This window comes from Sulfitobacter sp. SK012 (assembly GCF_003352085.1).
Taxonomy (GTDB): Bacteria; Pseudomonadota; Alphaproteobacteria; order Rhodobacterales; family Rhodobacteraceae; genus Sulfitobacter.
The window spans coordinates 2,047,261-2,069,452 of sequence record NZ_CP025804.1 but is presented as its reverse complement, the minus strand read 5'-3'; the positions used below and the strand labels follow the sequence as shown (position 1 = coordinate 2,069,452).

Genomic DNA, 22,192 nt, shown 5'->3' with positions numbered 1-22,192 from the left:
CCACATCCTAGCACAATTTGTTAGCGGCTCACCTATCATTACCAGTTAAAAACACTGGTCAGGTGCTGTCAGACAAATTCAACAGGCTTTCGGTTGGTCGACAGATCGGTTGGTTCAGAGGCGGATGTGCCGCACTGACAAGCTAAATGCCTCCAAAGACTCTCAGAGCTACTCTAGTTTCCATCCAGCAACTTTGACACGTCCTGACTAATGAGCCTAACGGCGCTCTGTTGGGCTCCCTGCCCGCCCAACACTTGGGCCTGCTGAGTGTCGTTTCGATTTTGGCCTTTGCCGCCGGTCGTTGCATGATCGCGGCCTATCGCCGAGGGGGCGCAGATATTTTTGCCCGGATGTGATGCAACCAAATCTTATGAACTGCCGACGATAGCATCCTTATCTTTGTCCAAAAGGGCGATATTATAACTTAGATTGGCGCGGGCATCATAATTGCCAGCAGACTGTACATCGTGCTGCGCGAAAACATCGTCGGCACTCTGACCAACGCCTCAGTCCTGAATACCAAAAGTGGCTATGAATCAGGCGTTGCGCCACGGGTCAACCTACTGAAAAAGTACGCGAAGCGTCACGACTGAAACCTCGGAGAAAAGATGCTCTTTGGTTTAGTTCGCGCCTCACTATCGGCGTCTGGCTTAGCCTAGCAGGGCACTGCAGCGTGATAACTTATCGTGCACGTCGTGAGGTCACATAACCTTCCAGCACCTCGCCTCGGGAACTACGATCCGCCACAAGTAGTGCGCCTCAATGTTTATACTCACGAAAACATCATCAATATACCACTTCCAGTTTGAGCACGCCCTGAACTGTTGGGTGCGCCTTTTCCGGATTTCTGCGGCGAGCATCGGGCAAAATATATTCCACCAAAAGCACACGGTCTCTTGGTTGATATCGATTCCGCGCAGTTCGAGTAAATCACCCGCATTCGCAAAGAAAGTGGGAACCGGACGTAGAGTATAAAAGCCAAACGCATGGTTTCGTGACTTGTTTTGAAATATCGTAATGGGTTGTGTTTTGTCATAATCCGACGCTGCCCCCTATCCGGATCAGGTTGGTTTGCCTGACAGCGCTCTTAAAAGAGCTGAATGATTAACTTGGCGAGCGACACTAAGCAACGACGACAGTCACTTCTACTTCGGCGTCGATGCCTAGCGTCGCCATCAGTCCGCCATTCTCGAAGTACTGGTAAATGTCCATAACAGTGCCACTGCCATCATCCACGGTTATGCCATTCGCGCGGATGAACTGAGTTGCCGCCGTATTCTCAAGCTCGACATTATCATCAGCATCTCCATAAACCGAAACATTCGCGACTGCCGGACCGTTGAGCAGATCCGTGATTTCCTGATCTGCAGTGCCGGACAGGTCAAACACATCCGCCAACGTCACCAGGTTCAAGGAGTTGGCCTGCCCATTGTCCATATCTAGGACCTCGATGCCGCTCAAATCTAGCATCAGCAATACGTCATCATCAATGCTGCCAGTCACCGCGACCCGCAGCGTATCAACGCCACTCCCCCCATCGATCCTCTCGTCAGCCCCAATTGGTAGTACGGACAAAACGATCAAGTCGTCTCCATCTCCAGCCAGGATTGTATCTTGGCCCAAGCCACCGTTTAGGGTGTCGTCGCCACTAAGGCCGATGATAACATCATTGCCTCCCCCACTCGATATTTGATCTTCCTCTTGGCTTCCGAACAAAAGATCGTTTTCTGCCATTCCGTTCAGGATCTGGGCTACTCCAGCGTTTCCAAATACTTCAGTCGAAAAGAGTTCGATTTCAGGTGTTTCCGGGTCACCGTCCAAATCGAACCTTGCCGTTGCACTGAACCGGTTATTTTCGCCCAGCAGCAGATGGATATCCGCTATCTCCGCCAAAGCAAGTTCATATTCCAACGAGTTTGTCGCAAAGGCTGGGCTGTTTTCGTCTGCTATAACCAGCGCCTCTCGCCCATCAACTTCTAATGTCAGCTCAAAATCAATCAGCGTAGGGTTGAAAAGAGGTGATGCGTCTAAAACCGCCCCAAGCAAGCTTGAATCGGCCAGAAACGTTGGTGTCCTGCCAGCGAGGTCAGTTAACCTCTGAGGAGGGTTTTCCACGTCATAAGCAGGGCCGATCCCAAACGCCTCGATGAAGACAGAATATCCGTCACCACCGTCAGTCCTCAAATCGTCAGATAACGCCCGCCAACCCTGATCGGCCGGCAGACTTCTCGGTTCAGTTGGCACCCCGTCCGTAATAAAGAACAGGTAGTTTGTCTCGTTACTGGGGTTGGGATTATTATTCTCAAAAAAGCTTTGTGCTTCTGCCAACGCGCGGTCCCATCGTGTACCGCCACCGTCGTAGCTTTCAATGAGTGTTGAACGCGCCAGATCGAAATCCTGCAGTTCAAAAGGTCTATAAGAAATCGTTGTCGTTGCATAGGTGATGACCTGCACCATCACTTGGTTTGATGCGCCATCAAATGTGCGTGCCAAGTTTTGCAAGGCTTCAAGCACCGCATCAACCTGATCTTCCCAGCCTGCAGCGCCAATACTACCTGATCTGTCCATCGCAATGGAGAGGTTGATCGTATTGGTATCGGCTCGTATAGAGGTTATCGCGACGCTTCCTGAGGCGGCGGTTTCGGTTGCCTCTGTGTTGATCGCCAGTGTTACAGCGCGGCCTTCGTCACCGAAACCAGACTCACTTTCCACTTCCACCTCAACCCGAGCCGTCGTTACAGCACCATCGGAATCGGTGACAGTATATTCAAATCGGTCGAGTCCCAGAAATCCCTCGTTAGGCCTATACTCATAGCTGCCATCTGAGTTCATGACCAAGTCGCCTTGAGAGGGGCCATTCAAACCCAGCGCAAAAGCGAGATCACCTTCAATTGTCTCAGCGTCCGTTGCCGTCAGCTGACCCAACAAAGGGGTGTCCTGAATTGCTTCAACTATCGTGGTACCCCGAACCATCGGTGACTGGTTTAGGCCTACGATTTCTATTGTGACAAACTGCTGTACCTCCGCCCCTTGCCCGTCGGTCACAAAAACCTCAAAGGTTTCAGTCTCAATGTCGCCCACTGACAGCGCTTCAGCGCTAGCATTCAGCGTGTATATCCAGCTCCCGTCTTCGGAAACTTCAAATTCGCCATACGTACCTGCTGCGGAACCGCGCCAAGTCACAACCGCGCCATTGTCGGGATCTGTCGCACTCAACTGGCCTGTTACTGAGGCGATATCGGTCCCTTCAGTGAGGAGTCCTGCATCACCGCCAGGTGCTGTAGTCATACGTGGAACATCATTTGTGCCCGTGATCGTCACCGTCACGACCTCGTTCGCTGATCCATCCGCAGATATCGCAGTGAAGCTGTCCGTCACCTCATCGCCCGCGCCAAGTGCCTGGATCGCCGTCTGGCTGTTGTCCGCGCTGTAGCTCCACGTGCCATTCGCAAGCAGATCAAAGCTGCCATACCCGTTCGACCCAACAGCTCCCGTCTGCACCTGGAAGACGGCTTCGCCCGCATCCACATCCGTGATCGTCAGCGCACCACCCGTCGTCAGCGTCGCCGCAGCATCCTCCTCCGTCACCTTGCCCGCCGTCACGCCACCAATCTCCGGAACATCATTTGTGCCCGTGATCGTCACCGTGATCTCTTGGGTATCTGTAGCTCGGCTGCTGTCCGTAACAGTTGCCAAAAAGCGATCGAAAACCACCTCGCCTTCTACAAGAGAATCCGCATTTTCCGAGGAAAGAGTATATTGCCAGATACCGGCTGCTGTAATTTCAAAGGTTCCGTATGTGCCAATTGCAGAGCCACTCCACGTCAGCATGTCGCCAGTGTCTGCATCCTGCGCTGTCAGAGTTCCTCCAACAGTTTCAGCCGCAGCCTCGTCCACATTTGCTGAAAATACGCTGCGCGATTCGACAATTGTTGGCATGTCGTTGATTGCGGCCACAGTAACCGAAATATTTGCAACAACGCTGGCCCCGTCTGGATCCGTTGCACGTACACTGAAGCTGTCGGCACCACTGAAGTCCGCATCAGGAGTATAATTGTAGGTTCCATCTGCCAGCAGTACCATTCCACCGTTCGTAGCGGGTCGTTCCAAACTATAGCTCAGCGCGTCACCGTCCACATCCGTTGCAACCAACATTTGGGTGATCGACCCATCCTCGGACACTTGCACCACGCTGTTCTTGAACTCTGGTACATCGTTGACAGGCACCAATTCAACAAGGACAGTACCGGTACTGTCGATACCTCCGGCTCCAATCACGCGATACGTAAATTGGTCCTCCCCGTTAAAATTCGGCACCGGGACGTATTCAAATGATCCGTCTTGCGAGATTGTCACAGTGCCGTTCACAGGGGCTTGTACGATGGTAAATTCAAGCGCGGAAACATCCGCGTTGCCTATGGGAACAGATCCGGTAATTGCCCCAGTAGAAGGGTCTTCAAATCCCGCAACAACGGTATCAGTGGCAAAAAAATCATCTTCAATATTCAAATTGCCATCGTCGAAGGGCGCGCTGTCGTCTCCGTTACCATCTGTTTCGGGGACAACATCGGGGGCAGTTCTGCCCGGTTCATCAACGGAATCCAACTCCAAACCACTTCCGGTCCCTGTTACGGGAGCGCCACCGTTACGACCACCGCGGGTATCACCAAACGTGACGAACGTTTCACCTGAATCAACCCGTGCAAATGCGCTTCGGTACGCGCCCACAGCTTCAGCAATCAAGAAGCTGTCATCCGCATCGTCCTGCAACGAACGGGTTACTTCGAACACTTGGCCTTCAGTCGTCAATAACCACTTGATATCCGTTCCAGTGATGTTGGCAACGATATTGCCATCAAGATCGCGCAATACAATTTCGCCTACATCGCCATCGGGATCGCGCGAGAGGCTGACCTCGGTAGTCAAAACGCCATTGACCATCTGAACATCCGCTATCACCGTTGTACCACGGATGCCCATTGTGGCGGATGGCGTGTTGACATCCATGCCACCCGTCTTGGCAACCTGCCCCGCGATGAAAACAAAGCCCCCTTGAACTAGGTTGAAACTACCTGAGTTTGAGTTGCTCGAGGGATCATAAACAAGGTAATCGATCACCATTCGCGAGTTGGCAGATAGCGAAAATATTGTCCCGTCCACGAAAGTGACCGACACGGTGGAGTCAGGGCCTGTCTGGAGGAGGTCATTTTCGAAGATTTTCTTGCCTACAGTCAAAACCTCAACTGTACCGTCAGCGCGCTGGACTGAGCTATCGCCGTCCAACGTTTCGACCTGACCTATAGCCTCCGCGCCATCCCGAGCGCCGGACTGCACGTATTGTCCCGGCGTCAACGGTCCTGCCAGTCGAGTGACGACATCGCCGCGCAGCACCGCGCCATTTACCGCATAGATGTCAGCAGGATGATCCGAATTGAAATAGTCAGCAATTCGCAGCGAAATTACGCCCTTGTTCAGCAGGTAAAGATCAGACCCGGCGCGTTGGAAGTCAGCCTCAAAAAGTTGCTGCGCGTCCGGCACGATGAGACCCCCATCAGGTCCGGGCATCAGTGTGATCGCGGTATTTCCTTCGTCCGGCTGGACGTGTGAAAACAATGACACGGCAGCATCCCCCAAAAACAAAGTATACAGCCAAATTGGCAATTTTTCGCTGAGTTATCCCGTGAATCACCTCACATACTACGAATAAAGCTCTTAAATTTCCCGCTGTGATTGTGCTTTGATGCTGATTAATGAATCCTGAGCGAGGCTATTGGTGTTGCTATGTCAAAATTTGGTATTTGTGCGAAACTACGAATCGGGTCCTTAAGGTATTGCGTAGAAATATCTACCGGTCACTTAAGGCTCCAAATCTGATACGATCAGGTAGAGGAATTTATGCGGAAGTGGTTTTCTAAATGGCTGGGATGGGTCCGGTTCGTGGCCATCATCGGACTGCTCTGCGGACTGACGATCAGAGTCGCTGATCCCAACCCGCTCGCAGGGTTGAGGAACGCCACATTCGACTTTTACCATCAGTCCAAGCCCCGCACGATAACCTCACAACCAGTCGCAATTATAGATGTGGATGACCGCAGCATCGCGGAAATTGGGCAATGGCCTTGGCCGCGCACACGCATCGCCGAATTGGTGGAAAAAACGACACAAGCGGGTGCTGTGGCCATCGCATTTGATATTGTCTTCTCAGAACCAGACCGGCTTTCGCCAGAGCAAATCGCCATAGACAACCCCAATATTCCACCAGACCTTACAAAAAGGCTGCAGGGCCTGCCCAGAAACGATGACGTACTTGCCAATGCTTTCGAAGCTGCGCGTGTCGTTGTTGGTCAAACCAGTGTGCGCAATGTCGCCGGAAATCGCAACGAAAGGCGAGACATGCTCGATGTTCCGCATGGGTTTATAGGGCCAGATCCAAAGCCATTTCTTCTGAAGTTTCCTGACGCCGTTCAAAACTTGCCTCAACTTGAAGAGGCCGCTGCCGGGCACGGAATGTTTACAGCGCGCCCTGATCCTGATGGCGTCCACCGGCGCGTTCCCATTGTGATGAGTGTACAAGGCGAGGTTCGGCTCGGCTTGGCCCCAGAGTTACTCCGTATTGCAACCGGTGGGGAACCCTTTGCAGTGAGGACCAACGACGCCGGAGTGGAGGGCGTTGTTGTTGCGCGTCAACTTTTAAAAACAGCAGGTGACGGCACGCTCTGGCCCTATCTGTCTCCATCTTCGCCAAGCCGTTATATATCTGCTGTCGATCTTCTTGAAGGGCGCATGCCGGAGGGGCGATTGGCAAATCATTTGGTCTTTGTAGGGACCTCTGCAATCGGGCTCGAAGACTTCCGCGCTACGCCACTTGGGGTCTCGATGGCGGGCGTAGAGATACACGCACAGGTGCTTGAAAATATCCTATCAAAATCTGCTCTAAGCCGCCCGAATTTCACTATTGCAGTCGAACTGGTCATGACCTTAGTGCTTTGCTTATTGGCTATAATATTTGCACCAGTCCTACGTGCAGGTTGGCTGATCATTTCTGCAATCGTGTTGCTGGCCGGTTACGCTGCGTCGTCCTACTACTTGTTTTACTTCGCTCGTGTTCTCCTTGATCCCAGCTTTCCGGTAATCGCGACGACCGCAACCGTAATACTTATGTCCACCGTAAACTACTTGCGCGAAGAGCGGCAACGGCGCGAAATCCGCAGCGCATTCGGCCAATATGTTTCTCCAGATCTTGTTGCTCAACTGAGCAACAACAGGGGCAGATTGACGTTAGGCGGGGAAACAAAAACCCTGACGCTATTGTTCAGCGATGTGCGAGGATTCACGGCCATTGCTGAAGATTTCAAGGATGACCCAAAAGGGTTGACCACGTTGATGAACCAGTTCCTGACAATCCTGTCCAACGGCATCCTCGATTACAAAGGCACCATCGACAAATTTATGGGGGATGCTGTCATGGCGTTTTGGAATGCACCGCTTGATAACGATAACCACGCTCGCGCCGCCTGTCATGCTGCTCTGCGGATGATAGCAGATGTTGAAAAGTTCAATAGGCGCCGACGCGCAACCGCGCGGTTGGCCCGGATGCAAAGAGTTAAAGCCCACGCAGGAAGAAAAAGAATAGGCGGAAAGAAAGTAGAGAATGCTGATAAGCATGTGCACATAATCAACGTGGGAATAGGCATCAACACGGGTAAATGCGTTGTCGGCAACATGGGCACCAGCACGCGGTTTGACTATACGGCCTTGGGTGATCCGGTGAATGTCGCCTCAAGACTTGAGGGGCAGTCTCGTTACTACGGTGCACGCATCATTCTGGGTTCCAACACAGCACGTGACGCAACGAAAGATTTCGCGCTTCTCGAACTCGATACGGTCCGAGTTGTGGGCAAAGAGGTTCCGGAGAATATTTTTGCGCTGGTGGGGAACGATAGACTTCGCGCCGACCCCGTTTTTCAACAAGCATCCAGCCTTAATGCCACGATGCACGCTGCCTATCGTGCGCAAGATTGGGACAGCGTTGAGTCCATATTGTCGCAGATCGAAACGCCGTTTAAAGAGCTCAGGTTGGGCCTTGAGCGGTATGTAGATCTTTACCGAGGGCGCGTAACGGATCTGCGCGCTGAGCCGCCGCCGCCTAATTGGAATGGTGTTTTCGCTTTGACAAAAAAGTGATCTAGCGCTCGCGCAGCGCTTCCGATTTCGCCCGCAGAATTGGTTTGGCAAGATAAGACAGCACTGTTTTCTGCCCGGTTTGAATGTCAACAGATGCAATCATGCCAGCGGTGATCGGCAACTGGTTTTCACTTGTACCCAGATAGGACTTATCTGTCTGGATCACGACCCGAAAGAATTCTGTTCCGTCTTGGTGTTTAATGGTGTCAGCGCCAATCCGTACCACTTCCCCCTCCATCGCGCCGTAGATCAGATAGTCATAGGCGGAAATCTTGACTGAAGCGCGCTCACCCATTCGAACAAAGGCGATGTCACGCGGCCCCAAATCCGCTTCAATCAGCAGGCTGTCGTCGATTGGCACAATGTCAAACAGCGCAGCACCTGGTTGAACCACTGCGCCAAGCGTCGTCATGTGAATCGTGTTAATCGTCCCAAGTACTGGCGCGCGAAGTTCGGCGCGTTTGACACGATCATTGGCAGCACGAAGCGTTTCTTGCACAACCGCGAGTTCCAGCTGTAATTTTGCCAGCCGAAGTCGTGCCGCAAGCACATAACCAGAGCGCGCCGCTTTGATTTGGCCCTGAACTTCCCCGATCGCCGCTTTTGCCCGCGGTTCAGCTGCAAGGCTCACAGAAATGTCTCCCGATAATTCAGCAAAACGTGATTGCAAGCGCAAGAGTTCAATCTTTGGAACAACACCTCGATCGACCATACCTCCCGTCAGCTCTATCTCTTCGCTTAACGGTGCGAGCACTGCCCGAGTTCTATCCCGCTGCGCCCGCGACTCCTCAAGAGCACTGCGCTTTTGAATTAACCTTGCCTCTAAGATTTCTAATTCACGTACCAATTGCTCGCGGCGTGAAAGGAACACCTCTTGTTCGACTGCAGTTGCCTGAGGGTTGCGTGCAACAAGCTCTTCGGGAAACGTCAGCTTGGGCTCAAACTCTGCTTCTGCTCTGAGCCGCGTCGTTTCTGCTGCGATCGCGGAGGACTGCTCCAAAAGTTCCCCCCGTTCCGAGGTAAAGCGAATGTCGTCAATCTGCATCAGGACATCGCCTGCCTCTACTATGTCACCTTCGCGCACCATCAGCGCACGCACGATTCCACCTTCAAGGCTTTGAACAATCTGGACTTGCTGTGAGGGGATAACTCGCCCCACTGCGCGTGCTGTTTCCTCGATCTGATAGGTTGCCGCCCAAAAGAGGAACGCCGCGATACCGAGCGCCACAGCCAACAACAAAGTCCAGGAACTGCGGTCATGCAACGCCGTTGGGGCGGCACTGATGTTGTTGGCAAACTCATCCTCGATCCGGTTTCCGAACATATGTTTATTCCGCCGCCCTTGTTGCACTTGCGGCGCGCAGTTTGTGTAATACTTCAGCGCGGGGGCCATCAAGAACCATCCGGCCCTGATCCATAACGAGAAGCCGCGACGCCATCGCGGCTAAGCTTTGGCGGTGCGTGCAAATTATCAGCCCGGTACCTTCTTGGTTGAGTACACGCAGCCTAGTAATTACTGCCGCTTCCATCTGTTGATCCATCGCATTGGTGGGTTCGTCAAGAAACAGCAAGCGTGGGCCCCGAAGCAAAAGCCGCGCAAGCGCAAGCCCCTGTCGCTGCCCACCAGAAAGTCGGTTGCCTTGCTCCCCGATGAACATATCTAAACCTTCAGGCGTCTGTGTCAAAAAGTCGTCCAATGCAGCAAAATAAAGAGCCCGTGTCAGAGCTTCGTCGCTTGCATTAGCTTCTCCAATCAAGAGATTTTCACGCAGAGTCCCGGTAAAAAGATCAGGGTTCTGTGGGAGATACCCTATGCCTCGCCTCAGATCTGCTGCTTCGTATTGTGACTGCGCAATGCCATCAATCAAAATAGTGCCACTGTCATGTTCAAGGAGGCCAGAAATGACTTTGCCTGTTGTGGTCTTCCCCGAGCCCACCTTGCCCAACAGAGCTACAACTTCACCAGGTGCCATTTCAAAGCTGAGGCCGCTCAAAGCGGGGCGTTTTGCTTCTGGATATGTGAGACAAACATCCTGCAGCGAGATTGATCCACGCACCACGTTACTTGTCCGCGTGATAGCAGTGTCTCGCTCAACCGGCAGCGCCATGAAACGATTAAGAGCTGCCAGCGATTTAAAGGCATATTGTGCACGGAAAATAGTCTGCGCGATGGTTCCAAGCGGTGCAAGCACGCGCCCCGCCAAAATATTTGCAGCTATCAATCCACCAATAGTGATCTCGCCTCTAGAGACAAGGAAAACGCCCCAAATGATAATACAAACACTTACGGCCTGTTGCACTAATACGGTTCCGTTAGTAGCAACGCTGGACCAGAACTTTGTACGTCCGTTGATATGTGATGACGCAGTAACAGCTGCTTCCCATTCTTGCTGCATAAAGGGTTCGGCGTTCAGGCTCTTGATAGTTTCGATACTCGCAAGCGATTCAACCAATACCACATGGCGCTTGGTTGCCATCTGTTGCGCCCGCGCCGCAGAACGCCCGATGGGGATTTGCGCGATCAGCGCTAGTACGAAGACGACAGGGACCGCCGTCAGCGGAACAAATGCAATTGGCCCCACAATTGCAAAAAGCACTGCCACGAAAATGCCAATAAACAACAGGTCAATGACTGAAACGAATGTAGCTGAAGCAAAGAACTCGCGCACCATCTCGAAATCGCGGATTGTGCTGGCAATTCCCGCAGCCCCACCAGGTCGCGACAGTAAGCGCACATTCATGGCTTGCTCAAAAAGCCGCGCAGCAACTTTGAGGTCTACGCGTCGCCCGATATTTTCGAGGATATTGGAGCGGACTGTGCGCAACAGCAGATCAAGTATCAACGCAATGCCAACCCCAACTGCCAGCGTCCATAGCGTCACAAAGGCGAGGTTTGGAATAACTTTATCGTAAACATTCATGACAAATAGCGGCAACGCCAGCGTCAGAAGGTTGAGCAGAAGTGCAGCCACCAACACCTGTATCCAGTTACCCCAGTTCGCGCGAACCGGTGCCCAGAACCAATGTCCCTTCTGTGCAGCCGCTGCATTGGCATCAGGCGACAACATCCGGCTCGTCCGGTCATCTGCCTGCGTTACCAGCAAAACTTCACGCCGGATTTCACGTTGCAATGCGCGCATCGTTACGTCCCGGGCTTTTCCACCCTTTTCGGGATCGGCCACACTAGCGTTCTTCCCGTTGTGGGTGATAGCAGTCAGCACCAGCGGCGTCTGGTTGGAACGCAGTAGAATGTAGGGTAGCGCTATCTGATCAATTGTTCGTGGTGCGCGCTTGACCAACTGCGACTTGAGCCCGATTGCCGCAAGTGCGCGGGTCAACATCAGGGGATCGCGCAGGTCTGCCCCTGCTGGAAGTCGCGCGGCCACCGCGGCGGCAGAGTAGGGGCGGTTGAAATAGCGTGCATACCATTCAATGGCAGCAAAGCCCGGGGTCTCGTTTTCCGAAGTACCATCGGTCGACACAGCCATATCGGCGGTGTCGACAGGGCCACTCATTTCATCGGCTCGATATTCACATTAAAAATTTGTGTCGGCGCGTTCTTTACGCGCTCCTGAAAGTTCGGTGCAAACGCGATGTCGCTGTTTTTGATCCCAAAGTACTGGGCCAATTCACTTCCTGCTGCCAACACGCGATACGTACCAAATGCGACTCCAGCATCTGAACTTGTTTTCTGAAACTCCACATTGAATCGAGCTCTCTGAACTTCCAACAAATCCAGCAATGTCCGTTTGGCGGCGGCAAATTCTTCGTTGTAAAGGTTGACGATCAGGCGGTTGATCTGCAATTGCTGGCCCAACATGAAGTTACGTTCCGCCGTTGACTGATAGTTGTTCCATGTCAGCGCCGCCAACTCCACTACCTCACGCACTGCCAGCGCGCGCTCCGATAACGCCTTTTGCGTGCGTTGCGCAAAAGCATTTCGCTCTGCCTTGCGGCCTCCCTGATATAGTGTCCATCGCAGTCCGACTCCAACATACTGGTCGGTGCGACGGCCAGACACGCCATTGCGGTTGATGTCTTGGGAAACCCCTGCATCCAAGGTGACTGTGGGCATGTTATCGGAAAGTCCCACTTCGGCGCGAAACTGGCTTTGATCAATCTCTGTCTGGATGAATTTGATACGGTAGCTGTTCGCGACGGATTTTTGCGTTAGAATATCAAGTGACTTGGGGACTGGTCCCGATTGCAGCCGCATATTTTTATCGGGTTTACGCCCAACGATGCGCTCATATCGCGCAGAGGCATCGCCCAACGCTTTTTCGACATCCAGCAATGCGAGTTCTGCAAAACTGATCCGGTCGTCAATCGTCAATTCATCGCTGTACGGCAAACGCCCAGCTGCCACCAAATCTCGGATTCGTCGACCAAGTGCCTGATGTGACGCTATGTTGCGCTTTGCAACTTGGATCAGTGCCCTGTGGCGGACCACATCAATGTAGGCCTCAGCCACGTTGAGCGCCATTATTTCGGATGCATCAAGCAAGCGAAATACATTCCCGTCGACCCGTGCGGCGTCGGCGTAAACTAGATTTGCGCGCCTGAAGCCATCAAACATGACGATGCTGGCATTAATTCCGATCTCCGCCCGATCATCCACACGATTGTTTGCTGCACGCGACAAGTTCTCTGGGTCATTCACCCGTTGCAAACCCGCCTCACCAAAAACCCTAACCGTCGGCAAGTACTCTCTGCGCAATTCAATCAATTCGAATGTACTCGCCCGCATCTCAGCCTCGGTGACTTTCAATGCGGGGTTTGTCGTCAAGGCAAACTGCACTGCTTCTTTAATCGTTTCGGCGCTAGCAGCGGATATGCTAACGACCCCCAGAATGAAGAAAAAAAGAATTTCATTGAGTCTTTTCAATTTGCGTCCCATCAAAGATAGAATCTTAAATTATAAGCCTGCTAGCGATATATTAACCGACGCAAGATGTTTTTGCAAAAATCTTTCATATCCGTTTAGGTGATGTAAACTGTAGTGTTAGATGTTCCATCCCGGATGATCACATAGACCCTCGCCGTTCTGCGTTTTTCATTGCAAGATCGGTTTTTGAGGAAGCCCGGGAGGACGCCCAATGCTGATCAATCTTCACAGTCAGGCTACGACAACACCTAAGATAAGGGCGGAAATTCAAGCGAGCGACGAACCCGCATGGGTTCTGGCTGAACGGCACGGTACAACCGAACAGACAGTGTGGAAATGGCGCAAGCGCGACAGTGTACATGACCGCAGCCATACCGCTCATCGACTGCAAACGACGCTGACGCCGGCGCAGGAGGCTGTCGCAGTTGCGCTGCGCAAGACGCTGCTTGTCTCACTGGATGACTTGCTCGCGGTGGTGCGGGAGTTCCTGAACCCGGATGTCTCGCGCTCCGGACTGGATCGGTGCCTGCGGCGGCACGGCGTGGGCAACCTGCGTGATCTCAAGGGAAAGGCGGCCCGTCCCAAGCACATTGGCTTCAAAGCTTATGAACCAGGGTACATCCACATCGATGTGAAGTACCTGCCTCACCCTCTCGGGACATCGCTGCGCGATACCCTGACGGGCAGTGAATGGCGGATCAAACGTCCCGCCGCTACCTGTTTGTCGCGATTGACCGGGCCACCCGTTGGGTCTTCATCCGCGTTTACAACAGTAAGACAGCGGCCAATGTGCGCCGCTTTCTGCGGGATTTGGAGCGAGCCTGCCCGATACGCATCCGAACCATACTCACGGACAATGGAAAAGAATTCACCGACCGCCTTTTTGGTCTGCGCAAACGCGCCCAAACAGGGAAACATGAGTTCGACAAGCTTTGTGTCGAACTGGAAATCGACCACCGCCTGACGCCACCGATGTCGCCGCAAACCAACGGCATGGTCGAGCGATTTAACGGCCGGATTGAGGACGTCTTGCAAAGCCACCACTTCCAATCTGGGGAGGAACTAGAAGCCACCCTGCATCGATATGTCTGGCTCTATAACCAGCAACTTCCTCAGTCAGCCCTAGGCAGCAAGACGCCCTTGCAAGCGATGAAGGACTGGCACAAACTCAAACCGGAGTTGTTCAAGTAACAGCCATACTACCGTCCGGGATGTGACAGTTAGAGATGTACTCCAGTATCTAAAAAGAGCGCTGTCATACCAATTCGAACCAGTCTGAGCTTACCGCCGAGATCGTGAACCTACCCAGAATAAATCCGGGGCCACTCGGAGAGAGCAGTTCTTCAATTTAGTTTGAAATGATCTCCGCTGTAGAGCAGCCATTTCCTGTTTGAATGATTATAGGCAAACAACCGGCGACGAATTCCTGCAGCGATCGCAATTGCCTAACTCGGAGGATGACACGTTCTGGTCATTGAAACGGTGGGTGAGAGTTCCCGCCACGGCTGTTGAGCGAGCTACTAGTTTCCTGCCAGCCAACGCCCCTAAAGACTTTCATCGCCATGCCATATGATCTCAACTTGTTCGAAATGATAATTTCGGGCTGGATATATTACTTCCTCTATTTTTCTAATAATTTCAATGTCGTTTTACGGTCCCAGCGCTTGGCCACATAGCATTCCAAGACTTCTCCTTAGTGACCAACAGCCCACCAAAGGCAGCGCGACTCTCGGTAGACCTTCACGAAGGCCTCATCCAAATACCCCCCCAGTTGGAGCAGGCGCGGAGATTCTGGACGCGGTTCCAGCGGATCTCAGCGGCATACAACAGACCAAATGCGGTTCCGTCAGAAACGCACTAACGCGTGGCAGATATCTATACCGTGTTCGTGAAGCAGGTCTTCAACATTTCGCAGGGAAATTGGAAACCGAACCTACAACATCACAGCCAAACGCATGATCTTCGGCCTCGTTCGGAAGTACCGAAATGGGATGGTTTTTACTGTTCGGCAAAGCCACCCTGCCCGCCTCAAGCCAAATCCTCTGGCAACGCCGTCCGTCCAAGTAGAAGTCGGTCAGACCAACAACCCGATCAACCCCTCCGCCAAAGCCAGAAGGCACACTCAGTTCGCGCGTCTCCCCCCCAAGAGGCTTGATCGGGGCAGAAAACCGGGCACCCTGCAGGACAAAACACTCTTTTTAGGATATATCGACGAGACTATGATACAACGTGGCGGGGGAAACGACATGGAACAGACAGATTTACCAGAGACTGGATTTCTTTTCGGGGCCTCGACAGAGTTGCGGACAATGCTCAAAGCACAAGCTACCAAAATCTCAATGCAGGCAGGTGAGACCCTGTTTGAGCAGGGCGACAAAGGCGGTGCTCTATTTGCAGTCACAGCAGGATCAATCGAAATCAGTGTGTTGGAACGAAATGGACGAAAGCTGGGGCTGGCCGTCATGCGACCTGGCGCGTTATTTGGAGAGATTGCATTGTTTGATCCCGGAGACCGCACCGCCACTGCAACGGCGATTGAACCTTCAAATGTGTTGCGCGTTAAAAATTTGGACGTGCTTGAACAGGTCCGGAAGAAACCGGAATTGGCTGTTGATTTGATCCATTTGGCCGGTCAGCGCATGAGGTGGATGGGCCGGCAGCTTCATGAGCAAGTTTTCTTACCTATGCCGACCCGATTGGCGCGCAAGGTGTTGTACCTAACCCCTGAACGCTCGAAGGGTCTATCAAAGCTCAATTTGTCACAGGCCGAACTGGCGGAGTTTGTAGGTGCAACACGCGAAGCTGTCTCAAAAACGCTTGCCGCGTGGAACCGCATTGGTTTGATTGAAGCGTCTAGGGGGGGGCTCATGGTGCTGGATCGCTCGGCACTCAAAGTGCTTGCTGAGCCGGATCAGATATAATGGTGCTGTCAGACGAATGCGAACCAGTCACTGCAAGGGACAATGAGGCTGCCCTTTATGCAGCACCGAGTTGACGCCACTCGGTGAGAGCGGCGGTTCGGTTCAGCTTGAAATTGGCGCGTGAGTAAAGGTGGCGTTCCTGGTTGAAATGATTGTGGATCGAGGAGTTGACGGAGACGAATTTCTGCAATGTTCGCGTTCGCCTGAAGCGCAGCATAGCCCGCTCTCTTCGTCGAAATGGCAAGTGTGAATTCTCGGCGAGATTGTTTTTCCAGCGTCCCGTTTCCTGTTTGTCAGCATTGCCGATAACCTTCATCGCGGCACCGTATGACCGCAGTAGATCGGTTACGATGACATGCGGTGGGCCAAAGCGCTTCATTGTTTTTCTGAGGAATTTCAACGCGGCCTTACGATCCCGGCGCTTGGTGACATAGCTTTCAAGCACTTCGCCCACGTGGTCAACGGCGCGCCAAAGATAGTGGGTTTCTCCGTTGATCCTCACGAACACCTCGTCCAGATGCCACTGCCAGTTCGAATGAGCACGAAGTTGGTGAATCCGTTTCTTTCGGATCTCTGCAGCAAACAATGGGCCGAAACGGTTCCACCAGAAACGCACCGTCTCATGGCTGATCTCGATGCCGCGTTCGTGCAGCAAATCTTCGACATTCCGGAGCGAAAGTGGAAAACGCACAGACATCATAACCGCCAGGCGGATGATTTCGGGGGAGGTCTTAAAGTAACGAAAAGGGGACCGTTTTATCATCCGGCGACGCTAGGTGCCTACCCTGCCCGCCTCAACCAGTTTTCTTCTGACAGTGCCGTTATGGAGACTAGGTCAGCGAGTGTTTATTGAATCGAGTAAGAGCTTTTCATTAAAAAGACGGTGGCCTCAACTGGTCGACGCAACACTTTAATCTTTAGAAAGAGATGGAGTGTTTTGAATGAAGTATCGTCGCAGGATTTACTATTCAGCTGAGCAGCGTGCCGAGATCTGGGATCGATGGCAACGTGGGGAGTCGATGAGTTCGATTGGGCGGGTCTTTGATCGCCAATCGTCGTCGGTATTTTCGGTCATCTCACCTACGGGCGGGATACGGCCGCCGGATCGCAGGCGTGGCAGTTCTGCATTGAGCCTCTCTGAGCGCGAAGAGATATCCCGCGGGCTGAGTACCAAGCAATCCTTGCGTGCGATTGCACGCCAGTTGCGACGTGCGCCCTCAACGATCAGCCGGGAGGTGCGGCGCAATGGCGGATCAGTCGGCTATCGTGCGTCTAGTTCAGATCAGGCTGCTTGGAACCGGGCTCTGCGTCCAAAGATATGCAAGCTGGCTTGTCACCCGACATTGGCCCGCGCAGTATCAGCAAAGCTACGGCGCAAGTGGTCTCCCGAGCAGGTTGCGGGTTGGCTCAAACGGGCGTTCCCGGAGGAGGCGCACAAACAGGTGTCACACGAGACTATCTATCGAAGCCTTTATATACAGGCACGTGGCGTTCTCAAAAAGGAGCTGCTGGCGCACTTGCGCGCAAAACGCACAGTCAGGCGTTCCCAGCATGCCAGCCTAAAGCGCAACGGTAATGGCCAGATTAAAGATGCTGTGTCCATCAGCGAAAGGCCTGCATCCGTCGAGGATCGCGCTGTTCCGGGTCACTGGGAAGGCGACCTGATTGGCGGATCGAAGAACAGCTATATCGCGACCCTGGTCGAGCGGCATTCACGATACGTGATGTTGGTGAAAGTCGCGAACAAGGACACTGAAAGCGTCGTCACTGCGCTGATCAAGTCGGCTCAGAAGCTGCCGCGAGAACTTTACAAATCCTTGACGTGGGATCGTGGCAAAGAGCTAGCAGATCATCCGCGCTTCACACTGGCCACGGATGTCGATGTCTACTTCTGCGACCCGCAGTCACCTTGGCAACGTGGATCAAACGAGAACACCAACCGGCTTTTGAGGCAGTATTTGCCAAGAGGAACCGACTTATCCGTTCATTCTCAGGCAAAGCTCAGCGCAATTGCAAGGCAACTTAACGAACGTCCTCGCAAGACCTTGCAATATCAAACCCCAGCAGAGAAGTTCGCTGAGTGTGTTGCATCGACCGGTTGAGGTCGCCACCCATACCGGTCATTGACAAGAAACAGCTCACTCACCCCGCAATAACTGAGTAAAGTTGAACTTCGCGCCCGACACCTTTCAATTGAACTTCGTCAAGTGGGGCACATTGAAATCGTTGGTGCACCAACTTGAAAGTATCGTCTGTTATGGTCACCCTGTCCGGGAGACCTAATTTCTCGATACGGGCGGCAATATTTACCTGTGACCCGACAATAGTGTATGACATGCGTTCGTTGCAGCCGAAATTGCCGACATCACAAGTGCCAGAATGAATTCCAATTCTCATATGGATTGGTTCCAAATACCCTAGCTCTTGCCATTTTTTCCGCAGCTTGATCATTCGATGCTGCATCTCGATTGCCATATTGACGCATGTCACCGCGTCATGACGCACGCCATCGCTTGTTGGATCGCCAAAGAACATGACAACTGCATCGCCCACATATTTGTCAAGCGTCGCACCGTGGCGCAATCCAACGGCTGACATCTCAGAAAAAAAGTCGTTGAGGATAAAACTTAAGTCGTCTGGTTGCAATTGATGGGACAGGTGTGTGAACCCAATGATATCCCCAAAAAATATCGTTAGTCTTTTACGTTTCGCCCCAATTAACCGGTCGCCTTTACCCTTCAAAACAAATTCCCATAATTGTCGAGGCAGATACCTTGCCAGCAACTTTGAAACTTCTTCGAGATGCTTGTTCTTATCTTGCAGGGACGCGGCGAGCCGCCTCAACTGCATGACACCGCACTGACGCATCCGATAGACCATGGACGCGATCGCAGTTAAGCCAAGCGAACAGAATAGAAGTGACCATGGCAACCAAAGATCACCCGTCGTTGGCCATTTTGCTGGCGGCTTGACTACAATCTGCCAGCTAAGGTTCGCGACCTCAATCTGGTATGAAGCGAACGGCCCGGAGATTGCCCCAGCAGAGTCTGGCAAGGTATTTTCGGTAACTTGCCGTATGAAAACAAGTTTTTGACCTTTGTTCCCCAAATTCGCAAAGACAAAAACGTCGCCAAATTCGGGTGTCTCCAACCAACGGCTTGTAGCTGCGGTAATCAAATCGGGGATTTGCAGCACCGCCAAAACGAAACCACTTAACTGTTTGTCTTGCTGGGTCATCTTTTCGAACGCCCGACCCTGCCTGAAAACAGGAGCCATAACCAATACCCCGAATTCGCCCTTGGATTTTTGCACCAAATCAATGGGATCAGATATGGTCATTTTGCCTGATTTCCGACTGTGGAACAAGGCGGCGCGCCTCGTTGGCTCTGACATCACATCAAAGCCGAAGGCCCCTTTGTTGCCCGAAATGGGCTCCACATAGTAAACGGGATAGTACTCGGGACGCCAACTTGCAGGCACCAATCTTCCATCGTCAGCGAGCTCGGTTATCCGAAACTCAGACAGACCATCCAGCTCCGCATCTTGCTCAAATGAGTAACGTTCGTTGGCCAATACATTTGGCAACCATTCCAATGCTTGAATTCCGTTGTGCCAGGACAAAATGGATGAAGCGAATCTTTTGAATTCTTGTCGGGTCACATGCTCAGAGCTTTCATAAAACGCGACTATAGACTGGACCGCCGACAGATCGGTCTCAATCAGTTTGTTGACCGCTAAGACCGGTTGTTGCGCGGTAATTTCAAATTTTGTCAACAAACGGTTTTGTTCGGCGTTGTAGCTGTAAAGGAAGAGAATTATTGAAAGGCATGCGCCCGCAGTGGCGACCATTGCAACCGGAAGCCATTCTTTCAGAATCGGCGATTGGAAAGCCCCCTTTAGCGTTGCTCGGGTCATTGAAAAATTCCAGCGATGTCGCATTGATTAATCGTCAAACTGCACGTTTTCGTAGCAGTAGATACTCATTTTCTGCTGGACCATAGCACAATCACGGTACTTTTTGTAGTGTTCACACCGCCAGGTCGAAGGCGGGTCACATTGTGGATTCATCAAACCGGTTTCAGCTGCAAGTTTTGGGCTACGGTCCGTTTTCCCCTGGAGCCTGACTGTTTCCCAAAAGTCGCGCTAAACCCCCTCGAGGCAGTTTCCAACCTGACCGTAATACGATAGTGATTTTTGCTGCACTCACATTAGGCCGCTTTACTCCGCATTGCGGACCTCCACGCATGGCGCAGCGAAGGTCCGCAATCCGCCCTTCTTGCCAACATGTGCATGGTGCCGCAATTGGGTAAATTCACCTGCCCATACCCTGCCCACCTGATGAAGGCGCAGATACTCGTCAACGGCTTTGAAGAAGCGCCTGCCCTTGGCCCCAACCAACTCGCGGTTGATGGCCACTTCGATCTGCCTATCTTCCAACTCAGCTACAGGATCGCGGCCTGCAGAGGCCGATGCCTTAAGCTCAAGACTTTTTGAGCGCGCATCCGACCCCGTCATGCTCGGAAAAGTGCCCAGCTTTATGGCACGACGCTGGCCGCAGCCAAATGAATAACAACAACCCAAATCTCAACACAAGCTATCCTTGAAACAAACTGGCATCACGCGGTGTGAATTACCCGCGTGTGGTAAGGACCTAGGAAGGACCCAAGCATCGGGGTAAGTGCAGCGGGCACTGCGCTAGAACCTGACCCACTCAATCAGGAGTATTGAACATGACCGTCGTGATAGAGGCCGCACCCAAAGGTGTTTCACCGCAGGAACTGGCGGACCTTCTCTAGAGCACCGACCCGCAGTTGAATGGATACATGTTCGGCAGAATGTCGACATTGCATAAGCTCATTGACAGTGAATGGTCGGGCGAAAAAGGGTTATTTTCACACAAACAAGCGTTTACCGCCTCGAAAGATGGTAACATCGTAGGGCTGCTGATCGGTCACGCAGAGGACGAGTACATTGCAAACTTTGACTATTCGGTTGCCAATCAACCGACTGCACTGGGAGGCCAAGAGGCTACCCATATGGAGGCTGCTCTGCACTGGATGGATCGGCTGTTTCCGGTTCCGCGATGTGGGTCCTATTATGTCCTCGAGTTTGCTGTGAGCCCAAATGCACAGGGTGCAGGGATTGCCGGTCAGCTGTTCAAAGCGGCAAAGGAGCAGGCCCGTGCAAAAGGGTGCGCACAGATTTGTCTTGATGTGGCCGCTGATAATGAAGCCGTTGGCTTCTACCGGCATCTCGGATTTCGTATTGAGGTAGAGACGCGCGTTCCGTTGTTGGACGACGAACATGGGATCGGACTTCACCTGCATATGGTTCACGATGTCGCGCGATTGGTGTGATGGCGACTACTTAACTACTGCGCAATACTGGGCCTGTGGCAACTAGCTAATCGGGCCGCTTCCCTCTTCGTTCATGGTCATGAACGGCCCTTAGCAGACCTTCGTGGTCTAGTCCGTCGCCGCGACCCAGCTTAACTAAACCGGACATTCATGCACAGTGCAGCAATTCAAAACCTCGAGGGATCGCTATGCGGGACAAAACTGCCGTTAGTTCGAGCCAATCCAGCCACCGCTTTGGGCCCACTGCAAACCTTGGTAATCGTTGCGGCGAAGGTCCGGTTGAACCAATCCGCCAAATTGGATTGTATCACCTTTCGGCTGTGAAATCAGAACACAGGCTTTGGCCGCAAGAGTGCGGAGGCAACTATCTCGCGGCTAACCTATCAAACTTCGATCACTTGGTCTTTCAGGCTGTAGAGCATAAACAGAACTTCTTCCTTTTCACGCTGTCCGACACTGTTGGCGTTCATTGCAGCTACAGCGTCATCAAGAACCGCAACAAATTCGCTGCCACTGATGTTCATATGCTTGTGAGCTGAAATCATGTCTTTACCCGAGTAGATTTCTGGTCCGCCCGACCCGGTGATCAACAGATCGCCCGCCATCTTTTTCAAGTTTGTCAGGTCGGTGCCAGCAAACCGTGGTGAAATCGCAGCGTTGGTAGTGTGGTTGTCCACAAGAGTGTCAGCTATTTTTCGGATACCATCTGTTCCACCCAGGCGTGAATAAAGCGTATCGGTCATTTTGTATTCCTTTTACCAAATATCAAGATTTTGCCTTGGATGTACTCTAGTGAGCTCAATCTCCTGCCGTCTAGTTCAGAAACTGAACCTTTGTGGTTTACG

Annotated in this window: 12 protein-coding genes and 3 pseudogenes; 5 read left to right on the top strand and 10 right to left on the bottom strand. The window is 52.5% G+C overall.

The window, feature by feature from the left end; translation table 11 throughout:
• Positions 1-684 precede the first annotated feature (684 nt).
• A pseudogene (locus C1J03_RS25700) lies at positions 685-1,036 on the bottom strand (DDE-type integrase/transposase/recombinase); the annotation flags it as partial.
• A gap of 86 nt (positions 1,037-1,122) precedes the next feature.
• The gene (locus tag C1J03_RS10005; protein WP_162798493.1) at positions 1,123-5,619 is read right to left on the bottom strand and encodes a VCBS domain-containing protein; all 4,497 of its coding nucleotides are present in this window, start codon (positions 5,617-5,619) and stop codon (positions 1,123-1,125) included.
• A 276-nt stretch (positions 5,620-5,895) separates the two neighbouring features.
• Between C1J03_RS10005 and C1J03_RS10000 the strand changes: the two genes are divergently transcribed.
• Positions 5,896-8,184, top strand: a complete 2,289-nt coding sequence (locus C1J03_RS10000; protein WP_114886121.1) for a CHASE2 domain-containing protein — start codon at positions 5,896-5,898, stop codon at positions 8,182-8,184.
• A gap of 1 nt (position 8,185) precedes the next feature.
• Here C1J03_RS10000 and C1J03_RS09995 read toward each other — a convergent pair whose 3' ends face one another.
• The 3 genes from C1J03_RS09995 to C1J03_RS09985 are packed head-to-tail and all read right to left on the bottom strand — an operon-like array spanning position 8,186 to position 13,069.
• Positions 8,186-9,508: an HlyD family type I secretion periplasmic adaptor subunit gene (locus tag C1J03_RS09995; protein WP_114886119.1), complete on the bottom strand. Its 1,323-nt coding sequence runs from the start codon at positions 9,506-9,508 to the stop codon at positions 8,186-8,188.
• 4 nt (positions 9,509-9,512) lie between these two features.
• On the bottom strand, positions 9,513-11,699 hold the full coding sequence (locus C1J03_RS09990) for a type I secretion system permease/ATPase (protein ID WP_114886117.1): 2,187 nt from the start codon (positions 11,697-11,699) through the stop codon (positions 9,513-9,515).
• Positions 11,696-13,069, bottom strand: a complete 1,374-nt coding sequence (locus C1J03_RS09985) for a TolC family protein (RefSeq protein WP_162798492.1) — start codon at positions 13,067-13,069, stop codon at positions 11,696-11,698. The genes C1J03_RS09990 and C1J03_RS09985 overlap by 4 nt, the downstream gene beginning before the upstream one ends.
• A 211-nt stretch (positions 13,070-13,280) precedes the next feature.
• On the opposite strand from C1J03_RS09985, the pseudogene C1J03_RS09980 reads away from it, so the two are divergent.
• Positions 13,281-14,260: pseudogene (locus C1J03_RS09980) on the top strand (IS481 family transposase).
• Positions 14,261-14,412: 152 nt separating this feature from the next.
• On the opposite strand, the pseudogene C1J03_RS26190 reads toward C1J03_RS09980, so the two are convergent.
• Positions 14,413-15,026: pseudogene (locus C1J03_RS26190) on the bottom strand (DDE-type integrase/transposase/recombinase).
• Positions 15,027-15,315: 289 nt separating this feature from the next.
• Between C1J03_RS26190 and C1J03_RS09970 the strand changes: the two are divergent.
• Positions 15,316-15,990 (top strand): Crp/Fnr family transcriptional regulator, encoded by a 675-nt coding sequence (locus tag C1J03_RS09970; RefSeq protein WP_114888947.1) that lies wholly within the window; start codon positions 15,316-15,318, stop codon positions 15,988-15,990.
• A gap of 55 nt (positions 15,991-16,045) precedes the next feature.
• Here the strand turns inward: C1J03_RS09970 and C1J03_RS09965 are convergent, their stop codons facing one another.
• Positions 16,046-16,753 carry an IS6 family transposase gene (locus C1J03_RS09965; protein ID WP_114886112.1) on the bottom strand — a complete coding sequence of 236 codons (708 nt, stop codon included), beginning with the start codon at positions 16,751-16,753 and terminating at the stop codon, positions 16,046-16,048.
• Between the two features lie 178 nt (positions 16,754-16,931).
• On the opposite strand from C1J03_RS09965, the gene C1J03_RS09960 reads away from it, so the two are divergent.
• Positions 16,932-18,092, top strand: a complete 1,161-nt coding sequence (locus C1J03_RS09960) for an IS30 family transposase (protein ID WP_114883801.1) — start codon at positions 16,932-16,934, stop codon at positions 18,090-18,092.
• A 40-nt stretch (positions 18,093-18,132) separates the two neighbouring features.
• On the opposite strand, the gene C1J03_RS09955 is transcribed toward C1J03_RS09960, so the two are convergent.
• Together C1J03_RS09955 and C1J03_RS09950 are read right to left on the bottom strand one after the other, a co-directional pair.
• A complete protein-coding gene (locus C1J03_RS09955; RefSeq protein ID WP_254694266.1) occupies positions 18,133-19,839 on the bottom strand; it encodes a CHASE domain-containing protein in 1,707 nt (568 codons plus the stop codon).
• Between the two features lie 369 nt (positions 19,840-20,208).
• Complete coding sequence (locus C1J03_RS09950) at positions 20,209-20,571, bottom strand: integrase arm-type DNA-binding domain-containing protein (RefSeq protein WP_368073927.1); 363 nt, start codon at positions 20,569-20,571, stop codon at positions 20,209-20,211.
• Positions 20,572-20,834: 263 nt separating this feature from the next.
• Between C1J03_RS09950 and C1J03_RS09945 the strand changes: the two genes are divergently transcribed.
• Entirely contained in the window at positions 20,835-21,347 is a 513-nt protein-coding gene (locus C1J03_RS09945; RefSeq protein WP_216825910.1) for a GNAT family N-acetyltransferase, read from the top strand.
• A 383-nt stretch (positions 21,348-21,730) separates the two neighbouring features.
• Here C1J03_RS09945 and C1J03_RS09940 read toward each other — a convergent pair whose 3' ends face one another.
• Entirely contained in the window at positions 21,731-22,090 is a 360-nt protein-coding gene (locus tag C1J03_RS09940) for a group I truncated hemoglobin (protein ID WP_114886104.1), read from the bottom strand.
• Positions 22,091-22,192 lie beyond the last annotated feature (102 nt).

What these genes read in the sequence shown, in the direction of transcription:
- C1J03_RS10000 (WP_114886121.1), top strand. Translation starts at nt 5,896, where the DNA reads ATGCGGAAGTGGTTTTCTAAATGGCTGGGATGGGTCCGGTTCGTGGCC.
- C1J03_RS09995 (WP_114886119.1), bottom strand. Translation starts at nt 9,508, where the DNA reads ATGTTCGGAAACCGGATCGAGGATGAGTTTGCCAACAACATCAGTGCC.
- C1J03_RS09990 (WP_114886117.1), bottom strand. Translation starts at nt 11,699, where the DNA reads ATGAGTGGCCCTGTCGACACCGCCGATATGGCTGTGTCGACCGATGGT.
- C1J03_RS09970 (WP_114888947.1), top strand. Translation starts at nt 15,316, where the DNA reads ATGGAACAGACAGATTTACCAGAGACTGGATTTCTTTTCGGGGCCTCG.
- C1J03_RS09965 (WP_114886112.1), bottom strand. Translation starts at nt 16,753, where the DNA reads ATGATAAAACGGTCCCCTTTTCGTTACTTTAAGACCTCCCCCGAAATC.
- C1J03_RS09960 (WP_114883801.1), top strand. Translation starts at nt 16,932, where the DNA reads ATGAAGTATCGTCGCAGGATTTACTATTCAGCTGAGCAGCGTGCCGAG.
- C1J03_RS09955 (WP_254694266.1), bottom strand. Translation starts at nt 19,839, where the DNA reads ATGGTCGCCACTGCGGGCGCATGCCTTTCAATAATTCTCTTCCTTTAC.
- C1J03_RS09940 (WP_114886104.1), bottom strand. Translation starts at nt 22,090, where the DNA reads ATGACCGATACGCTTTATTCACGCCTGGGTGGAACAGATGGTATCCGA.